General features: G+C 41.9%; 18 protein-coding genes. 2 read left to right on the top strand and 16 right to left on the bottom strand.

The window, feature by feature from the left end:
* Positions 1-181 precede the first annotated feature (181 nt).
* Together LJD61_RS18735 and LJD61_RS18740 are read left to right on the top strand one after the other, a co-directional pair.
* A complete protein-coding gene (locus LJD61_RS18735) occupies positions 182-784 on the top strand; it encodes a class I SAM-dependent methyltransferase (RefSeq protein ID WP_255229098.1) in 603 nt (200 codons plus the stop codon).
* Complete coding sequence (locus tag LJD61_RS18740) at positions 785-1042, top strand: hypothetical protein (protein ID WP_255229099.1); 258 nt, start codon at positions 785-787, stop codon at positions 1040-1042.
* A 412-nt stretch (positions 1043-1454) separates the two neighbouring features.
* On the opposite strand, the gene LJD61_RS18745 is transcribed toward LJD61_RS18740, so the two are convergent.
* The 16 genes from LJD61_RS18745 to LJD61_RS18820 all read right to left on the bottom strand — a co-directional run bounded on the left by LJD61_RS18745 (position 1455) and on the right by LJD61_RS18820 (position 19499).
* Positions 1455-2645: a macrolide family glycosyltransferase gene (locus LJD61_RS18745; protein ID WP_255229100.1), complete on the bottom strand. Its 1191-nt coding sequence runs from the start codon at positions 2643-2645 to the stop codon at positions 1455-1457.
* The gene (locus LJD61_RS18750) at positions 2620-3057 is read right to left on the bottom strand and encodes a helix-turn-helix domain-containing protein (RefSeq protein WP_255229101.1); all 438 of its coding nucleotides are present in this window, start codon (positions 3055-3057) and stop codon (positions 2620-2622) included. The genes LJD61_RS18745 and LJD61_RS18750 overlap by 26 nt, the downstream gene beginning before the upstream one ends.
* Before the next feature lie 595 nt (positions 3058-3652).
* Positions 3653-5023, bottom strand: coding sequence for a 23S rRNA (uracil(1939)-C(5))-methyltransferase RlmD (rlmD, locus tag LJD61_RS18755; RefSeq protein ID WP_255229102.1), 1371 nt, complete (start codon positions 5021-5023; stop codon positions 3653-3655).
* A complete protein-coding gene (locus tag LJD61_RS18760; RefSeq protein WP_303740835.1) occupies positions 4977-5555 on the bottom strand; it encodes a DUF1003 domain-containing protein in 579 nt (192 codons plus the stop codon). The genes rlmD and LJD61_RS18760 overlap by 47 nt, the downstream gene beginning before the upstream one ends.
* A gap of 173 nt (positions 5556-5728) precedes the next feature.
* The gene (locus LJD61_RS18765; protein ID WP_255229103.1) at positions 5729-6733 is read right to left on the bottom strand and encodes an aldo/keto reductase; all 1005 of its coding nucleotides are present in this window, start codon (positions 6731-6733) and stop codon (positions 5729-5731) included.
* A 58-nt stretch (positions 6734-6791) separates the two neighbouring features.
* Complete coding sequence (locus tag LJD61_RS18770) at positions 6792-7217, bottom strand: acyl-CoA thioesterase (protein ID WP_255229104.1); 426 nt, start codon at positions 7215-7217, stop codon at positions 6792-6794.
* Between the two features lie 42 nt (positions 7218-7259).
* Complete coding sequence (gene pyk, locus LJD61_RS18775) at positions 7260-9014, bottom strand: pyruvate kinase (RefSeq protein WP_255229105.1); 1755 nt, start codon at positions 9012-9014, stop codon at positions 7260-7262.
* A gap of 12 nt (positions 9015-9026) precedes the next feature.
* Complete coding sequence (pfkA, locus tag LJD61_RS18780) at positions 9027-9986, bottom strand: 6-phosphofructokinase (protein WP_255229106.1); 960 nt, start codon at positions 9984-9986, stop codon at positions 9027-9029.
* Between the two features lie 67 nt (positions 9987-10053).
* Positions 10054-10251, bottom strand: a complete 198-nt coding sequence (locus LJD61_RS18785; protein ID WP_255229107.1) for a hypothetical protein — start codon at positions 10249-10251, stop codon at positions 10054-10056.
* Positions 10252-10313: 62 nt separating this feature from the next.
* Positions 10314-13826: a DNA polymerase III subunit alpha gene (locus LJD61_RS18790; protein ID WP_255229108.1), complete on the bottom strand. Its 3513-nt coding sequence runs from the start codon at positions 13824-13826 to the stop codon at positions 10314-10316.
* A gap of 149 nt (positions 13827-13975) precedes the next feature.
* Entirely contained in the window at positions 13976-15241 is a 1266-nt protein-coding gene (locus LJD61_RS18795) for a glucose-6-phosphate isomerase (RefSeq protein WP_255229110.1), read from the bottom strand.
* Between the two features lie 32 nt (positions 15242-15273).
* Complete coding sequence (gene whiA / locus LJD61_RS18800; protein WP_255229112.1) at positions 15274-16227, bottom strand: DNA-binding protein WhiA; 954 nt, start codon at positions 16225-16227, stop codon at positions 15274-15276.
* Between the two features lie 13 nt (positions 16228-16240).
* Complete coding sequence (gene lepB / locus LJD61_RS18805; protein WP_255229113.1) at positions 16241-16765, bottom strand: signal peptidase I; 525 nt, start codon at positions 16763-16765, stop codon at positions 16241-16243.
* Between the two features lie 81 nt (positions 16766-16846).
* Complete coding sequence (locus tag LJD61_RS18810; RefSeq protein ID WP_255229114.1) at positions 16847-17857, bottom strand: gluconeogenesis factor YvcK family protein; 1011 nt, start codon at positions 17855-17857, stop codon at positions 16847-16849.
* Between the two features lie 18 nt (positions 17858-17875).
* Complete coding sequence (gene rapZ, locus LJD61_RS18815; RefSeq protein WP_255229115.1) at positions 17876-18742, bottom strand: RNase adapter RapZ; 867 nt, start codon at positions 18740-18742, stop codon at positions 17876-17878.
* Positions 18743-18764: 22 nt separating this feature from the next.
* Positions 18765-19499 carry a PHP domain-containing protein gene (locus LJD61_RS18820; RefSeq protein WP_408615890.1) on the bottom strand — a complete coding sequence of 245 codons (735 nt, stop codon included), beginning with the start codon at positions 19497-19499 and terminating at the stop codon, positions 18765-18767.
* Positions 19500-19544: the final 45 nt, after the last annotated feature.

Below are 19544 nucleotides of genomic sequence, written 5' to 3' on the forward strand. Positions count from 1 at the left end.
CCATATAGAAAAGGTTATGAGGGATGCCGAAGATAAAATGGTAAACTACCTTAAGGAAAAATATTTTTACAACATTGTCTAAAAGATGTGCTAAAAACATTTGCAGTTATAATAACTGCTCATTTTTTAAAACAATTAGGGATATTTACAGTCTGCATTATATCTTATAGGAGGTTTTATTATGAATCATATTCTTCATTGCAATCAACAAGATCAAAAGTTTTTAACCAAAATTGCTTTTTTAGATAGTAAGCAAAGGGAAAGTCTCATACCACCTGAATTACTGATTCAACAAATGCCCATTAAAAAAAATCATACTTTACTCGATGTCGGTGCTGGCACTGGTTTTTTTACAATTCCAATGGCAGAAAGTACAACTAACAAAGTATATGCTATAGATCCTGATCAACGTATGCTCAGAGTAATCAAAGATAAGGCTAGGGAAAAAGGACTTACAAATATTATGCTGATTCAAGATTATATCGAGGACCTAAGCATCGAAAGTAACAGTGTTGATTTTGCTATGGCTTCCTTAATACTACACGAAGTAAGCTCACTTACAAAAGTACTCTCTATTATTTTCGAGGTACTAAGAAAAGGAGGGCACTTGTTATGTATAGAATATGAAAAAGATGATTTAATAATAGAAGGACCACCCATGTCAATTCGTATTAGCTCAGAAGAGCTCAAAAAAACATTGTCGTTAATTGGCTTTGAAATTGTTAAAAAGACAAAAATTAATGATGCTATATATACTGTTTTAGCAGTTAAGAGGGAGATGTAAATGATGAATGCAGATAACGATACACTTATTACCATGCCTGTCGGCAGACTATTACTCAAATTTTCACTTCCTGCTATTGCTGCTATGATTATAAATTCTTTATATAATTTGGTGGACAGAATATTTATCGGCAGAATTAGTGGTCTTGCCATGACAGGAATAGGATTGAGTTTGCCTTTTATGTTAATGCTATCCGCCATAAGTTCGTTGGTTGGAATAGGAGCCTCAGCATCTTATTTATCAGATTTTCTTCTTTAAAAACAATACTTTTTAATACAAAGCCTAGTAATCTTGAAGTAGTATTTGCAAAGAATCTAGTTGATATATCAATACTTGAGCCACGGGCTTTTAGTAAAGTTATTATTTCTCTAATATTTACTCCAATATTAGCAAGTGCTTCTGGAGAATCAAACATTTTTTTGAACCATCCGACAGTTATCATTGAAGCCAGGCATTGAATGTCATCTGTCAATTCAATGCCTTATATCCTATCAAACCATTGATATTGCTAGCTTCTACTATTTCCCTAGCTTCACTATAACTTCAACGTGCCTCGACACGACAGAATGAATGTCATATCGCCATGCACGTTCGTGGAAACATAATCCACTGCACTTTTTAACGATAACTACTATCGTTAAAGGGTTTATCGATAAACTGAAATTTGGCTCTATTTCACGATTTTCTCCAGAAATGCTCTGGCTTCTTTTACTCCACCGCATCTTTTGAACCCTTTCGAGATTTCGGTTGCCGCTGCTTTATAAGCACCATCATTCAGCACCTTCTTGATGGCATTCTTAATCTCCTCCACTGACCTTCCGGAAGCTGGCAGCATCACACCTGCCCCCAGTTCTTCCGTGCGTTTTGCCACAGCCCACTGCTCCGGTGTCTGTGGTGACAGAACCAGCGGAACCTTGAAATACAATCCTTCTGATACAGAATTCATACCGCAGTGTGTGACAAATGCATCCGCAATATTCAATACCGCCATCTGATCCACAGAATCATACACCTGTATATTCTCAGGAAGATTCGTGAATTCATTGGTCGTCTCACCCATGGATACAATCACTTGATAGTCCGTTTCCCGAAGCGCTTCCACGCAGTTCTCATACATCTCCCTGTTGCTTACAACCGTACCCATGGAGATATACACCGTCTTCTCTGCAGCCTTTTCCATAGGATTCTTCACTGGACGAATGGATGGACCGATGAAGCAGTATTTATCAGAAAAAGTCTCAGCATAGGGCTGAAACTCTTTCGACGTATATACAATCGTATTGGTCTCATTGTCATTTGTAATCAGTTCTAAAAAGCTTTTTACCGGATATCCCATCTCTTGAAGCCTTTTCAACTGTCTTTTGATTTTTGGCAGAGCAAGAAGCGTGCTGAACAAACCTCTCATGCCCTGATCCATGTATTTCGCAGAGTATCGGTTAAATGCAAACGTGGTAGTGGAACAAACATAAGGAATTCCAAACTTCATTGCCGCCAATTTACCACTGAAAGCCATGGAATCCGCAACAATCAGGTCTGGCTTCATGTCCGGAATTACCCGACCCATCAGACCATCCATTGCCAAAGTGGATTCAACGATCAACTCGATGGAGAAAGCAAGATCCTTTCCTACTCTGTTGCCGCCTTCCTTTGCGTCGATATCAAGATCATATGCATCGCAGGGAACAAATGTCGCTCCCGTACCCTCAATCTTTTCTCTGAATTTCTCAAAAGAAAAATAAGTCACCTCATGTCCTGCATCAATCATCTCTTTCACAAGTCCTAGAGTAGGATTGGTATGACCGTGTGCAGGAATACAAAACCATGCAATCTTCATCTTACTCACCAGCCTTTCCAGCAGCACTCATTATCCTCCGAAGCATTTCTTCAAAAATTTCTGCCTTCTGCAGTACAATACCTTCACCATCTGATCCCATCACCACAAGCCTGTCGCCGCTTTTCAGATTAAAGGTATCACGTGCTTCTTTCGGGATAACAATCTGTCCCCTGTCGTTGATGGTAACCGTACACCAGATATATTTTCCCTTGGGAGCAGGCGGTAACTTCAATCCTGAATCAGTAGAGTTTTCACGCATCAGCGAATCAATAGTCGTCCCATAAAAATCCGCCAGTACCATACATTTTTCCACGTCCGGGATAGAAGTTCCCTTCTCCCATTTTGCATAAGCCTGTCGGGAAACACCGATCTGTTCCGCAATCTGTTCCTGGGAAAGTCCCTTGAGATTTCTTAATACAATCAGATTCTCACTTAACATATCTATTCACCTCAAATTCGTACATTTCATACATTTCTTAGTTCTATGAATATTATAATGTTTAGTTACGCAGATCACAACCAACCACACTTGTCAGAATTTACGAATTTTTGTTATTTTCAGTTGCATCAATTATTCTTTTCGATTTTATATTTATTAATGTTCTGTTATGTAAAAGTTATTATATAAATTTAGGAATAATCGCATTTGTTTTATCGACCCATTCTGACACACTAGGTGTGAATGTCAGCAAGTCTACTTGTTTTTTTAAGCGTTCCGATTCGAACACTTTACTTGTCTTCATGGCGAATGAAATTCAAATGAGCCTATCAATTCCTTTATAAAACACAATTCAAAATCTAACAAAAAAACTAGAGGATTTTTCATCCTGCCGCAGTGTACTCTTTGCACACCCTGTCGTTATTCTAGAGGTTCATTTTTGTGTCATCAATCCTGTCGCCTCAACCCAACCTCTGGTCTGCACCTATATGGACGCCTATTTCACCGTCGATATGTTTCCATATACACACTAGACTTGAGTAGATAAGATTGTTGTAGCCCCTACAAACCTTGATTTTAAGCCGTTTTCTAAAGACTACTTTCTTGACATAAGGCAAACTGTCTCAACATGCACAGTTTGTGGAAACTGGTCCACAGGCTGGATTTCTCTTACCGCATACCCCCGCTCCGACAAATACTTCAAATCTCTTGCCATGGTTGAGGGATTGCAGCTTACATACACTACTCGTTCAGGTGCCATTTTTGCTATAACCTGCAGCAGCTTTTCATCGCAGCCTTTGCGAGGCGGGTCCACTACGACCACATCTGCTTTGACACCTTCTTCATATAGCTTGGGAATAACAGTCTCTGATTCTCCCAGTATAAATTCCACATTATCAACCCCGTTGAGCTCAGCATTCGTCCTGGCATCCTCGATGGCCTGTCCGACTATTTCCACTCCATATACCTTTTTAGCCTTCTTGCTGAGGAATAAGGATATGGTTCCTATGCCGCAATAGGCATCTATGACCGTCTCTTCACCTTTAAGGCCCGCGTATTCAAGGGCCTTATTGTATAAGGCTTCTGTTTGTACAGGGTTTACCTGGAAAAAGGAGAGAGGAGATATCTTAAACTTGAATTCTCCTGTGAAATCATATATATAGCCTTCTCCATATATGACCTTATTCTTGTATCCCAATATCACATTTGTATTTTTCTTATTTATATTCAAGGCCACTGTTTTCAAGTTTTTAATGTTTTGCTTTAACGATTCCACCAATTCAATACCATAGGGCATATCGTCACCGTTTATGACTATGCATACCATGACTTCTCCGGTTTTGAAGCCTTTTCTCGTCATTATATGCTTGATCAAGCCATTGCCGGTGTTTTCATCATATATGCTGATGTTATGCTCCTCTATGAAATTTCTTATGACCTCAATCACTTCATCATTTATTCCATCTTGAATCATACATGCGTCTGTATCTATTATTTCATGGCTTCTTCCGGCATAAAAGCCGATATGTATTTTGCCGTCCTTTATTCCCACAGGAAATTGAGCTTTGTTTCTATAATACCAGGGGTCCTCCATGCCGATGGCAGGGTGAACCATTACGCCCTTTAATCCTCCGATGCGCTCAACAGCATCTTTAACAAGTCTTGTCTTATAATCCAGCTGGCCCTCATAGTTCATATGCTGTATCTGGCAACCGCCGCATCTTTTCACTATCTGGCAGGGCGGCTCAGTTCTATATGGTGATGATTCAAGCACTTCCAGCAGCTTTCCATAGGAATAATTTTTCAGCACCTTTACAATCTTCGTCCTTACTATTTCCCCGGAAATAGCTCCTTCCACGAATACTGTATAGCCTTCGATTTTACCCACTCCCAAGCCTTCGTGCGTTTGTCCCGTTATGTTAATTATATAAATCCGATTCTTCTCTACGGTTGGTTTTCTCTCCATTCAATTCTCTCCCTAATACAATTTCTTTTCTCAAATCTTCTATAAGACCCATCAGATTTTCCATTTCATCTTCCAATAGATGCTGTCGATTTATTATATTATCTATTTTCAAATGCAAATCTTCAAGTATTATTTCAGATTTCGTGTTAATGAGGTATTCGTTTTCTGCTCTCAGCCTGTCTTTTTGAGCCTCCCTGTTTTGACTCATCATTATGACAGGGGCCTGTATTGAGGAAATACAAGCCAGTATGAGATTGAGGAAAACATAGGGATAGGGGTCAAAGGGATCTGCTAAAATCAATCTGGTATTTGCTATACCCCAAGCTAATACAATAGCTGAGAATATTATGATGAATTTCCAGCTCCCCGTAAATACAGCCATCTTGTCTGCGGCCTTCTGTCCCGTTGTAAGCCTTTTGCTCAATTCAATGTTTATATTCAATGACCGCCTGTCTTTTATAAGATCATGAATTTTTTGCTCTCTTTCATATTCATCGGAGATAAGTATCTGAGAAATATCCTTAGTATCCAATAGTCTCACCTCTATATGTTCTTCTGTGTATGTTGTTAACAATTGAAGCCTTTCTTATTTTTCTCAATATAGAGATGGGTTTATTCAAGAGTTGAATAACTAGGCAAAAAAAGGGCACCGTATCGGTGCTAAAAATTAGAATCAGTTACATTCTGATTATTGACAGAATTTTTCTATTTAAACACTTCAGTTACTTTTTCCAGCATATCTCTTATGGGAAGCTCATAGGGGCATCGGGTTTCGCATATGCCGCATTTTTTACAAGCATCTGCCTTTACTTTGAAATTATTGTATCTTGTTACTGCCCAATCCTTGAGATCATATCTACTGTAATATCCTTCCATAAGAAACATTATGGGGATATCCACTCCCTGGGGACAGGGCATACAATAGCCGCACCTCCTGCAGAAAGTGTTTCCCAGTTCTTTTGCAACTTTAACTATCTCGCTGCGCTCGTCTTCAGTCAATGCTATTCCATCTGCGGCTTCTGCATTTTCCGATACCTGGTCCAGGGAATCCATGCCCGGTATCGCAATACTAAGATATGGGCTTTCCAATATGAATTTCAAAGCTTTCCTGCCGTCTCTTAAGGCACCTCCGGCCATTGGCTTCATCGCAATAGTGCCTATATTTTTCTCATGGGCTGTTTTGAATATTTCCTCTGCCTGCCTTTCTACAACACTCAATGGGAATTGAATGGTGGCAAAGCATTCCGTCTCCAGGGCCTTCTCCATAATGGGAAGCTTATGGCTTGTGATCCCTATGTGTCTCACAACGCCTTCTTCCTGAAGCTTTTCTAAAGCCTCATAGGCTCCGCCCTTGCCCATGATCTTATCGTATTCATCCAATGAGCCCACATTGTGAAATTGGTACAAATCTATATAATCTGTTTGAAGATTTTTCAGTGATATTTCCACTTCGGACATCATACCGTCCCTATCTCTAGCCATGGTTTTGGTTGCTATGTATACTCTGTCTCTTTTCCCTTGGAAGGCTTTCCCCAAAAGCTCCTCACTCACTGTATAGCCTCTCGCAGTATCAAAAAAGTTGATGCCTGCCCCTATACATTTAGAGACGATCTTCTTTACTTCATCTTCATTTACATGCTGAATGGGTATGCCTCCAAAACCAATTCTTGAGACATTCATTCCTGTTTTGCCCAGCAAATTATATTGCATTGTTCACTGATCCCTCCATTATCTGCTTATACTCACGTGCGGAACGCATGCATTCCCTCTACACCGCCTTGGTTTTAAAAGAAAACAGCTTGTCATAAATCTCAGGATTAAATTTTTTCAGATTTATAGGTCTTCCTTCTTTATTTGTGAAGGCATTTACCGTCTCGCCCTCTGCCAGAATTTCTCCGTCCTCAGCCCTTACAAGCTGATAGCTGAAAGAGATCCTGGCTACTGTCATATCCTTTATGCCGGTTTTTACAATCAGGCAGTCGTCATATTTAGCCGGCACCCTATATCTGCAGTGGGTTTCAACTATTGGAAGCATGATTCCCGCGTCCTCCATGTCCTTATATGACATGCCTCCCATTTCCCTTAGAAATTCAGTTCTTCCCATTTCAAAATAGACATAATAATTAGGATGGTAGATTATACCCATTTGGTCTGTCTCTCCATATCTGGCTCTAAGGGTTGTTTCATGTATCATATATTCACCTGTCTTTCCTGAATGAGAGTCCATCAAAGGCGATCACAGTACCCTTGCCCTGCCTCTGTATATGAGGCCCCTGCTGCCGTCAACCGTGACGATCTGGCCGTCTGTCAAAATATCAGCAGCCTTCTCCACTCCGACCACTACAGGCTTTCCAAGCTCCAGACCTACTATGGCGGCATGTGAAGTCAGGCCGCCTTCTTCCACAATAAAAGCAGCAGCTTTCATCATGAAAGGTATCATATCAATATCTGTAGCCTCAGCTACTAAGATATCGCCCTCATTTATTTTATCTATTTCCTTTTCCCCATTTTTAACGATGCAAACTCTGCCTGTTGCGGCTTTATTGACTATGCCCATTCCCTTAGCAATGATCTCGCCTACTACATGGACCTTTATCAAATTGGTGGTCCCGGCTACACCGACAGGTATCCCTGCAGTAATAACAACCAAATCGCCATTGGCAATCAATTCTGCTTCCAATGCCTTATCTACAGAATGCTGTATCATCTCATCTGTGCTGTCGGTGGGGATTACTGTTACAGGAGCAACGCCAAAGCTCAAGCTCAATTTTCTGGCCACTCTTTCATCCGGAGTTGCCGCAATTATAGGGGCCTTGGGTCTGTACTTGGAAACCATTCTGGCTGTGGAGCCGGATTGGGTAGGAGTGATTATGGCGGAGGCTCCCAGATCCATAGCAGCCGCACAGCTCGCATAGCTTATAGCATTGGTAACTGTTATATCATTATTTCCATCACTTTTCACCAGTTTCTTTCTGTAATCCAAAGCAGTCTCTGTTCTCTCCGCTACGGCTGCCATAGTAGTTACAGTCTCAAAGGGATACTTTCCTGCTGCTGTCTCCCCTGAAAGCATAACAGCATCAGTGCCGTCAAATATTGCATTTGCAATGTCTGTAACCTCAGCTCTGGTAGGCCTTGGATTGCGTATCATAGATTCCATCATCTGAGTCGCTGTGATCACCGGCTTGCCCAGAGCATTAGCCATTGCTATCATCCGCTTCTGCACAAGGGGTATGTCCTGAGTGGGTATTTCTACGCCCAGATCCCCCCTGGCTACCATCAAACCATCTGAAACCCGCAGGATTTCTTCACAATTATCCACGCCTTGCTGATTCTCTATTTTAGATATTATCTGGATATGATCTGCATGCCTTTGTTCAAGTATTCTTCTTATCTCATAGACATCAGAGGCTTTTCTTATAAAAGAGGCCGCTATGAAATCTATATCATTGTCTATGCCGAAGCTTATGTCATCGATATCCTTGTCCGTGACTGCCGGAAGCTTTGAGGTCGCCCCCGGAATGTTCACATTCTTTCTATCGCTTACAGTACCGCCGTTCACTACCCGGCAGAATACATCAGTTTCATTCTTATCCGTGACAGTCAGTTCGATCAGGCCGTCTGCGATAAGGATTCTTGTGCCTTTGCTCACTTCGTCCGGCAAAGATTTATAGCTTATGCTTACAATGCTGTTATCCCCCTCGATATCCCTGGTTGTAAGGGTAAAGCTTTGCCCGACGACCAATTCCTCGGAACCCGTTTTGAACTTGCCCAATCTGACTTCCGGGCCTTTTGTATCCAACATTATGGCCACCGGCTTGTTAAGCTGCTGTCTCACTTTTTTTATATTGTCTATCCTCAGCTTGTGCTCTTCATGGGTCCCATGGGAGAAGTTCAGCCGGGCCACATTCATGCCTGCCTTCATAAGCTTTTCCAACATTTCGACACTCTCACTGGCCGGACCTATGGTGCACACAATTTTAGTTTTTCTCATCATCTCACCCCGCTATATTGATAGTATCTTCGCCAACTCATACATATCCGTATTAAAGGTTTTTTTCATCTCCAGCGCTTTTCCAAAGTCTTCGCTTATGATTTTATTATCTCTGATGCCGACTGCCTGGCCGGATTCGCCCTGCAATAATGCCTCCACGGCTCTTGCGCCAAGCCTGCTTGCAAGAATCCTGTCAAAAGCCGAAGGGCTGCCGCCCCTCTGCAGATAACCCAGTATTGTTACTCTTACTTCCATACCGATCTTATTATGTATTTCTTCGGCTAGCTTTGTCGCCTTTCCCACTCCCTCAGCCAGCAGTATGATGCTGTGCAGCTTTCCCCTGTTTTTACCCTGCAGCAGCCTTTTGCAGACATCGTCACAGGTGTATTCCACCTCCGGCACTATGATGCTTTCAGCACCTCCCGCCAGGCCTGAATACAGGGCAATATCTCCGGAGTTTCGGCCCATTACCTCTATTATGCTTATCCGTTCATGGGATGTTGTGGTATCCCTTATTTTATTTATGGCATCAAGCACTGTGTTCACCGCCGTATCAAAGCCTATTGTGAAATCAGTATAAGCCAGATCGTTGTCTATAGTCCCCGGCACTCCTATGCAGGCTATGCCCTTCTTTGACAGCTCCCTGGCGCCTCTGAAGGAACCGTCGCCGCCAATTACAATTATGCCGTCGAAATCAAACACATCCGCAATATTTACTGCTTTTTGCAGTCCCTCTGCAGTCTGGAATTCTTCACATCTGGCAGTTCTCAGTATAGTTCCTCCCCTGTGAATGATATCCGCCACAGACGAAAGGTTCATCTCTATAACATCTCCGTGTATAAGCCCGTTAAATCCTCTTTTTATACCATATATCTTTGCCCCGTTATATATGGATGTCCTCACAACGGCCCTTATGGCTGCATTCATGCCCGGAGAATCTCCTCCGCTTGTCAATACGGCAATGTTCTTCATCAAGTTTCCCCCTTTATTTTTTTATTTTTTGAACGGATAAAAAACAAAAACACCTAGGTGTTTTTGTTTAGTACCCTGCTTCATATATTATGTTTTGTGCTTCCTCAGCTTCTCCTTCCGGCACCAAAACCTCAAAATACCCATCTTCCTGAGCAGCCCCTTTGCTAACAGGCTGAATCTTCGTAAGCATGCCCTCCTGCGTCAGAAGCTGTTCTGTCTTTTCGGCCAATTTCTTGTTTTTAGCAATATATATTACTGTCCACATACATGATGCCTCCTTTAGTTCACGGACTATTCCCTAATCCTAAGTTTAATGTAATACTTAAATTATTTCAAGGCAACACATTGATCTCCACAAGTTTTTTTTAGTTCTTCAAGCAGGGTATCGTTGATTGTGACCCATATGCTTCGCGGTGCCTGCATAACCCTTGAGCTTTGCTTGGCCTTTCTGGCTTCATCAACCACGTAGACAGGTTGATCACCTCTGTTTTTCTCAAGAATCTTTTTTACTGAGTTCAGCAGCCCCGGGTTTTTTTCCGAATCGATCTTAATATACAGCTTTCCAAACAGTTTGTTCTTATTAAGCGAGCTTTTATCATCTTTATTTAAAAGGGAGATTTTCTCACAGATTATTTTTGCACTCTCCTCTTCTTTTATACTTATCCTGCCCTCTACAAGAATTATATTGTCAGGCTTGAGCAGTTCCTTATAATTCTCATAGGTCTTGGGAAAGATAATCATCTCTATAGATCCATATAAGTCTTCAAGCTGTGCAAAAGCCATCATGCTGTTATTCTTTGTAGTTTTCGTCTTTATTGATTCTAATATGCCTCCCATTATGACCCTTTTCTCGTCCAGTTCAAGAATACCCTCGTCAATATCCATATTTTCCGAAGGCTCTTTTATCAATTCCGCTGTATTGATGCTTGTTCTGTAATCCAGCTCTTCTTTATATTCCAGAAGCGGATGGCCGCTGATATAAAGGCCCAGCATTTCTTTTTCCATGGCCAGCATAATATTTTTAGGATACTCATCCAGGGCCGGGTAAATATCATGATTTATGGATATATCACAAACACTGTCATCAAACAGCGATAGCTGACCATCTATATTGTTCTTCCTCTGATCATGAACACAATCCATGAGCCTTTCGTATACTGCCATGAGCTTGCTTCTATATACGCCCAGGCTGTCAAAGGCACCGCATTTGATAAGGCTTTCAACGGTACGCTTATTGACTACGCCCAGGTCCACCTTGTTGACAAAATCATGGAGGCTTTCGAAAATACCTTTTTCGGTTCTGTTTTCTATTATAGAATTGATGGCATTTATGCCCACATTCTTTACCGCTGCCAGGCCGAATCTTATTTTGTTATCTTTAACTGCAAAGTTGACATCGCTCTCATTCACATCCGGCGGAAGGACTTCTATCCCCAGCTTCCTGCTGTTCAGGATGTATTCCGCCACCTTGCTGCTGTTTCCCATGACGCTGGTTATGAGGGCTGCGGTAAATTGCACAGGATAATGATATTTCAGCCATGCGGTTTGATATGATACAACTGCATATGCGGCAGCATGGGACTTATTAAAGCCGTACTTTGCAAATTCCGCCATCTCATCAAATATTTTTTCGGCGATACCCTTATCTATGCCGTTTCTGACACAGCCCGGAACTATGATGCTGCCATTCTCATCAGTGATCCCGTTTATGAAATTTTCTTTTTCCTTTGCCATTACATCCGCTTTTTTCTTTGACATGGCCCTTCGAACCAGGTCGGATCTTCCCATAGAATACCCGCCAAGCTCTCTGAACACTTGCATTACCTGCTCCTGATATATAGTGCAGCCATAGGTGACGCTTAATATGGATTCCAGCTTGGGATGCAGGTACCTGACCAGCTCTGGATTATGCTTGTTCTTTATATATCTGGGGATCTGATCCATAGGCCCCGGACGATATAGGGAAACGCCTGCTATGATATCCTCCAGGCAATTTGGCTTCAACTCCTTCATAAACTGAGTCATTCCGCCGCTTTCAAGCTGAAATACACCGTAGGTTTCCCCTTCACATATCATCTCATATACTTTGCTTTCATTGTAATCAATTTTCGAAAGATCAGGCACATTCAGGCCCTGCTTTCCTATTATCTCCAGCGTATCCCTTATGACCGTCAGAGTGCGGAGACCCAAAAAGTCCATCTTCAAAAGTCCCAATTCCTCCAGGGTAGTCATAGGGAACTGGGTGGTAAGCACATCTTCATTCATCTGAAGAGGCACATAATTTGTAACGGCCTCTTTTGCTATAACCACTCCCGCAGCATGGGTAGAGGCATGTCTGGGCATTCCTTCCAAAGCCCTGGACATATCTATAAGCTGCTTTATGTTCTCATCATCCTCATAAAGATTTCTCAGCTCCACATTGACATTCAGAGCCTTATCTATAGTCATGCCCAATTCCATGGGAATCTTTTTAGCCACGCTGTCCACCTGAGCATAGGGCATATTCAATGCCCTTCCCACATCCCTTATGGCAGCGCGGGCTGCCATTGTACCGAAGGTTATGATCTGTGCAACTCTCTCCTTGCCGTATTTTTCTACTACATAATCTATGACTTCCTGCCTTCTTTCGTAGCAGAAATCCACGTCAAAATCCGGCATGCTTATTCTCTCAGGATTGAGAAATCTCTCAAATATCAGATTATACTTAATGGGGTCAATGTCTGTTATACCGATTGCATAAGCTACTATGCTCCCAGCTCCTGAGCCTCTCCCGGGGCCCACCATTATCCCTTTTTCCTTTGCAAATCTGACATAATCCCATACGATGAGGAAATAATCCCCATAGCCCATCTTCTCTATGACGCCCAGTTCATAGTTCATCCTATCCCTGAGCTCATCAGTGATCGTTTCATACCTCTTGCTCATCCCTGTTTCACAGATATGCCTGAGATAGGAATCCGAGGTATAGCCTTCGGGAACGTCAAATCTGGGTAAATGCACTTGACCGAAAGTAAAATCCAAATTGCATCTCGTTGCAATATCTACTGTGTTATCTATGGCTTCCGGTGCATATTTGAACAACTCATACATTTCTTCCGGCGACTTTATATAGAACTCATCGGTTTGAAACTTCATCCTATTTTCATCATCTACAGTTTTGCCTGTCTGCACACACAAAAGCACATCATGGGCTTTGGCATCCTCCCGCCTTATATAGTGAACATCGTTGGTAGCCACCAAAGGTATGCCCGTCTCTTTGGACATCCTGACCAGCTCCTGATTTATCAGGGCTTGCTCTCTTATCCCATGATCCTGCAGCTCCAGATAGAAATCACTCTCACCAAAGATATCCAAATAAGCCAGGGCTTCTTCTTTAGCCCTTTGATAATCCCCTTTTAATATGAATTGCTGCACTGAGCCTGCAAGGCAGGCGCTCATAGCAATTATCCCTTCGGAATACTGCCTCAAAACCTTCATATCCACTCTGGGCTTATAATAAAAGCCTTTGACAAATCCGAGAGATACAATGTTTGTAAGGTTTTTATAACCAGTCTCATCCTTCGCCAGGAGCACCAGATGGTACTGGTCACTGTCCTGCTTCGGATCTCTGTCTTCCATCCCTCTTGTTGCCACATATACCTCACAGCCTATTATAGGCTTTATGCCGTACTTCTTGGCTTGCTTATAAAAATCCACTACGCCGTACATGACCCCATGATCGGTTATGGCGATGGACTTCATTCCTAATTCCTTGGCCATCTCCATTATCTTGTCCAATCTGCCGGCACCGTCTAAAAGACTGTATTGAGTATGAACATGAAGGTGAACAAAATCTCTCATAATATCCGTTCCTTTCACGTCTTGTTGAACGAGACTTCATTCAGTGGGGTTTCAACTCCACTGAATGTTAGTCGAGTCCATGCTGGACTTAGCCGCCCTTAGCACTCACCGCTTATAGCGGCGGAGTCTTAGGGCGGGTTAGTTCAGTGTTAACTATCTAATAATTTATATATATTTTTCTTGTACATCTCAACGCCCGGCTGATCAAAGGGATTTATACCCGATAAATAACCGCTTACAGCGCAGGCTTTTTGCATGAAATATACCAGGTGTCCAAAGCTATGCTCATCCAGAGAAGGTATCTGCAGGGATATCACCGGCACTCCGCCTTCTTCATGAGCCTTCATAGCGCCCTCATAGGCAGCTTTGTTTATATAGCCCAGCGTTTTGCCCTTCAAATAATTCAGTCCGTCCAAATCATCGGCACAAAAGGGTATGCTCACATCCGCAGGCGGATTCTCCACGCTGATTATAGTTTCAAACAAATTTTTGCTTCCTTCCTGGAGATACTGCCCCATGGAATGCAAGTCCGTGGTAAACTGCAAGGTTGCCGGGAATATGCCTTTTCCGGCCTTGCCTTCGCTTTCTCCGAAAAGCTGCTGCCACCACTTCCCAAAATACTCCATAGAAGGTTCATAATTTATCAGCACCTCTATGCCTTTTCCCATCCCGTATAATAGGTTTCTCAGCACGGAATATTGGTAACAAGCATTCTCCCCGAGCCTCGGGTTATCATATACCCTATAGGCTTCTCCCGCTCCTTTCAATATTGCATCGATGTCTATCCCTGCGGCTGCCATGGTGATCAAAGCCGCAGGGGTCAGAACAGAATACCTGCCGCCGATATTTCCGGGAATCTCATAGCTTTCATAGCCTTCCCTCTCAGTCATCCTACGCAGGGAACCTTCATCTCTATCCGTCACAGCTATTATCCTTGTCCTGGCTTCTTCTTTGCCATAACGTTTCTCCAGCAGTTCTTTGAGAACACTGAAAGCCAAAGCTGTTTCCAGGGTCGTGCCGGATTTGGATATGACACAAAGGCTGAAATCTTTATCCCCAATAGCATCTATTACAGACTGCAGGTAGGCGCCGCTCATATTATTTCCGGCAAACAATATTTGAGTTGAATCAGCAGATAATAATTCTACCGCTGCTCTGCTTCCCAGGTATGAGCCCCCGATGCCTATGGATACAAATATCTGTGAGCTGTCTTTAATCTTGCGGGCTGTACTTTTTATCCTCTCCAGCTCTTTTTCATCGTATTTTATGGGCAAGTCCAGCCAACCCAAAGGCATTTTGCCGTATTCGGCCTGGCTATGGAGAATTCTATGGATTGAATCAATCTTATCAGCATATGAATTCAAAGCTTCTTTCTGAATATAACCTTCTGAATATCCTATTTTTATACCCTTCAATAGATACCCTCCTGAAGAAAATATATTTTTTATCAGAACTTTCTCTCCCTCAATTTGTCAGCCAGCTCATCAAGCTTTCTCAGCCTATGATTGACCCCGGACTTGCCCACGGGGGGATTTATGGTCTCCCCTAATTCTTTAAGGCTCGCATCTTGATAGAGCAGCCTCGCTTCTGCAATGTCTCTGAGGTTTTTAGGCAGCTTGTTGAGTCCCATGCTTTCTTTTATATACTTGATGTTGTTTATCTGCCGCATGGCTGCATTTACCGTTTTGCTCAGATTAGCAGTTTCGCAATTGACTATTCTGTTAACATTATTTCTCATTTCTTTATATATTCTAACATTTTCTAAATCTAATAATGCACTATGAGCGCCTATTATATTAAGAAAATCAACAATATTTTCTCCCTCTTTGAGATAAATCACAAAATTGCTTTTTCTGCTTACTATCTTTGCATTCAATCCAAAGCAATTTATGAGATTTTTAATATCCTCTGCATAAATCTCATTGCTTGTCACCAGCTCAAGATGATAAGTCTTTTCAGGATCGCTTATAGAACCTCCTCCTAAAAAAACACCTCTCAAATAAGCTTTTTTGCAGCAATCATTTTTTATGATAGCCGCCGGTATTTTATAATTTATTTTATAGCCTCCTGCAGTTTCATTCATTATGGAGAGCTTTTTTAAAATATTCTCAGATGCCCCATCCGAATCTACTAAAAGAGTATAGCTGTAATTCTTCTTCAGCTGCTTATTTTTTGTCATGGACACTCTAGTCTGAATATCAAAATTATTTTTTATCAAGGAAAAAATTCTTCTTGCTATAGCTGCATTTTCTGTAGTCAGCTTTATACCTATCTTGTTTCTGCCTAGAATCTGTATGGTACCGTTCATTTTTATCAAGGCAGACAGTTCCGCTATCTGACAACAGGATTTTTCATCGTCGATCTTAGCAATTTCATTTTTCACCTTTGATGAAAAAGACATGGAAGCACCACCTTTACTTGATTGTGCCTGCTTTATTCAGAGGCCATAGTCTAAATACTGCTTTCCCTATTATATTCTTTCTATCTACAAAGCCAAGAGAATCAGACCTGCTGTCCCTGCTTTCCACTCTGTTGTCGCCTAAAACAAAATATTTGTTATCCGGCGCTATCGCTTTGCTGAAGTCATTTTCATAAGTAGGTACTTCTATATAACTTTCTTCCAGCAATTTTCCGTCTATATATACAGAGCTATCCTTTATATCTATTTCTTCCTTAGGAAGACCAATAACCCTTTTTATCAGATCCTTGTGCTCGAGATTGTCATTTATGACCACTATATCTTCTCTCTTAGGAGCCCCCATCCTATAGCTCAGCTTAGAAACTATAAGTATTTGGCCCTGGTATAAGGTGGGCTCCATAGAAGGGCCTTTAACATATGCAATTTGAAAAACAAAGGTTTTTAGAACAAATGCAATCAAAAAAGCAGTTGCAATAAGCTTTATCCATGATATTATCTCATTCTTCATACTTTCGCTCAAAGTCATCTCTCTCCCTTTACTTTAAAAAATACTGATTTTGATTCCATTGCAATATCTCCTTGGAAAATTATTACAGTAGAATCATTTTTGGTTTATCAGCGTGAATATGCATTTTGACAGTGCATTATAGTCATGCCTTACATATCCTTTGTCGATCCTTACAAAGTCGTCTCCCACGACTTTGATTCCTTTTGCCGCTATATTGTCCCAATCTATTTCCACCGCCTTAGCATACTCGTCCATATACCTTAAGGCTGAATCTTCAGGTATCCTGCCCGAGTTTACTATTGCATATTCAATTATATCATGTCCTGCATGTTCATTTATAGCATTGATGTGATCCGACAGATCATATCCCAATGTCTCCCCTTGCTGCGTCATCATGTTGCATATGTATATCTTCATCGCAGCCGCTTCATGAACAGCTTTAGCCACGCCCTTCACCATGAAATTCGGTATGATGCTTGTATAGAGGCTGCCCGGGCCTATGATCACCGCATCAGCTTCCTTTATAGCCTTCAAAGCTTCAGGCATGGCTTCGCATTCTGCGGGCTCCAGATACACTCTCTTTATTTTCTTATTGCTGCTGATCTGCCTTATGGGTATCTGGGACTCTCCTCTTATAATAGTTCCATCATCTAATTCGGCGAAAAGAGTGATGTCTTCCAAAGTCACAGGCACAACCCTGCCTGTAACAGCAAGAACATTGCTTATCTCTCTTATGGCATTATCAAAGCTTCCGCATATATCATTCAAAGCTGCAATAAAGAGGTTGCCGAAGCTCTGGCCACGCAGGCTGCCTTCTTTAAACCTATACTGCATCAAGCTCTCCATAATGGGCTCCGTATTGGCCAAAGCCAGAATGCAATTTCTTATATCTCCGGGAGGGAGCATGCCCAGATCATTCCTGAGTATTCCCGATCCTCCGCCGTCATCAGCTACAGTAACTATGGCAGTTATATTTGAAGTATATGCCTTAAGACCCCGCAGCAGTGTGGAGAGACCTGTCCCTCCGCCTATAGCCACTATTTTAGGGCCTCCGATAGCCCAACCATTATTTTTAATCAAACCTCCAGGACCCTTCCTTTCCAAAATCATCTTCCCCCATCACTAACAGTTTCCTTCTTCATCTATATCTCTATGCTCCACTATCACTCTATGATCCTTCTCCCTCATCTTTTGGCTGAGCAGATTGGAAATGGTGACGGAGCGATGCCTTCCGCCGGTGCAGCCGATGGCTATCACCAGCTGGCTTTTACCTTCCTTTATATAATACGGTATCAAAAATTCTACCATATCCAGGAGCTTCTCCATAAATACTGAGGCCTCAGGCCATTTCATCACATACTCGCGCACATCTTCATCATGCCCGCTGTGCCTTCTCATGGATTCGATATAATATGGATTCGGCAAAAACCTTACATCAAAAACCAGGTCGCCATCCAAAGGAATTCCATATTTGAATCCGAAGGAAATAATATTTACTATAAGCTTCTCATTCTTTCCTCCTTCCACAAAAAGATGCACTATCTCCTGTTTCAGCTGTGAAGTGCTCATATTCGTAGTATCGATTATATAAGTAGCTTTCGCTTTTATTTCCTCCAGTTTTTTTCTTTCAGCCTTTATGCCCCTTATTATCCTTCCGTCGCCTGCCAGCGGGTGCATCCTTCGGCTGGTCTTAAACCTCTTTATCAGTGTCTCATCGGAAGCTTCTAAAAACAGGATATCATAGTAAAAGCCTCCTTTCTCAAGTTCATCTAAGCTTGATTGGAGCTGGTCAAAGAATTTCCCTCCTCTGATATCCGTAACTATAGCGATCTTTTCTATACTGCCCCTGCTTTGGCTGCATATATCAGCGAACTTTGATATAAGTGCGGGAGGCAAATTATCTACGCAAAAAAAACCTAAATCCTCAAGGAACTTAACGGCTTGACTTTTCCCTGCCCCTGATAAGCCGGTTATTATAACAAATTTCAATATATCTCCTCCTTAAGAGCGATTAAGAATCATATGCATTGATGATCTGAGCACCGGTCAATCCTGCCGATTCTGCCAGCTCTACGGCATTTCTGAAATTGCCTACATCCTGAGGTGTATGAGCATCGCTGTTGATCACAAATTTGACGCCATGGCCTGCAGCAGCCCTCAGATAATCCACAGTCATTATATTGCTCTTTGAATTTATCTCCAGTGCAGTGCCCACTTTTGCCGCCGCCTCAGCCAAACGTCCTGTATCCATAGATATTCTGGCGCCGGGATGTGTAATAATATTTACCTTGTACTTCTTTATGGCATTTATCATTATGTCTGTATTGGACTGCCTCATTTCCTCTGCCATAGCCTTGTTAATCCGTGAAAGATAATTCTTTCCATAAATATTAACAAAGCTAGGGATTCCCTTTAATATCACCATCATGTGATATCCCAACAGCACGATATCCATATATTTCATCGCTTCATCATCCAGATCTATGTGCCCGTCTCTGCTGATTATATTGCATTCCATGCCGAGGAGGACTTTAAAATCCTTATATTTTTCATTTATCTCATCTATTTCGGCTCTCATCTTTTTCATATTTTCTCTCTTAACGCCAAAACTGAAATGCCTGAAGCCGTGATCCGTAATGGCTATTTCTTTCAAGCCTTTTTCTCTTGCCGCTGTAACATTATCCATTATTGTTCCCGTGCCATGGCTGTAAATAGTATGAGTATGATAATCTGCAAAGAGCTTTATCACATGCGACACCTCTTCATGTTTAATATAATTATATACTACTCT

Origin of the sequence: Lutispora saccharofermentans, assembly GCF_024363565.1 — a bacterium.
In the GTDB taxonomy this organism is placed as follows: Bacteria; Bacillota; Clostridia; order Lutisporales; family Lutisporaceae; genus Lutispora; species Lutispora saccharofermentans.

Excerpts from the sequence above, each read along its gene's own strand:
- LJD61_RS18750 (WP_255229101.1), bottom strand. The coding sequence starts at position 3,057 with ATGTTAAGTGAGAATCTGATTGTATTAAGAAATCTCAAGGGACTTTCC.
- LJD61_RS18770 (WP_255229104.1), bottom strand. The coding sequence starts at position 7,217 with ATGATACATGAAACAACCCTTAGAGCCAGATATGGAGAGACAGACCAA.
- rlmD (WP_255229102.1), bottom strand. The coding sequence starts at position 5,023 with ATGGAGAGAAAACCAACCGTAGAGAAGAATCGGATTTATATAATTAAC.
- LJD61_RS18790 (WP_255229108.1), bottom strand. The coding sequence starts at position 13,826 with ATGAGAGATTTTGTTCACCTTCATGTTCATACTCAATACAGTCTTTTA.
- pfkA (WP_255229106.1), bottom strand. The coding sequence starts at position 9,986 with ATGAAGAACATTGCCGTATTGACAAGCGGAGGAGATTCTCCGGGCATG.
- whiA (WP_255229112.1), bottom strand. The coding sequence starts at position 16,227 with ATGTCTTTTTCATCAAAGGTGAAAAATGAAATTGCTAAGATCGACGAT.
- LJD61_RS18735 (WP_255229098.1), top strand. The coding sequence starts at position 182 with ATGAATCATATTCTTCATTGCAATCAACAAGATCAAAAGTTTTTAACC.
- pyk (WP_255229105.1), bottom strand. The coding sequence starts at position 9,014 with ATGAGAAAAACTAAAATTGTGTGCACCATAGGTCCGGCCAGTGAGAGT.
- LJD61_RS18785 (WP_255229107.1), bottom strand. The coding sequence starts at position 10,251 with ATGTGGACAGTAATATATATTGCTAAAAACAAGAAATTGGCCGAAAAG.
- LJD61_RS18765 (WP_255229103.1), bottom strand. The coding sequence starts at position 6,733 with ATGCAATATAATTTGCTGGGCAAAACAGGAATGAATGTCTCAAGAATT.
- LJD61_RS18740 (WP_255229099.1), top strand. The coding sequence starts at position 785 with ATGATGAATGCAGATAACGATACACTTATTACCATGCCTGTCGGCAGA.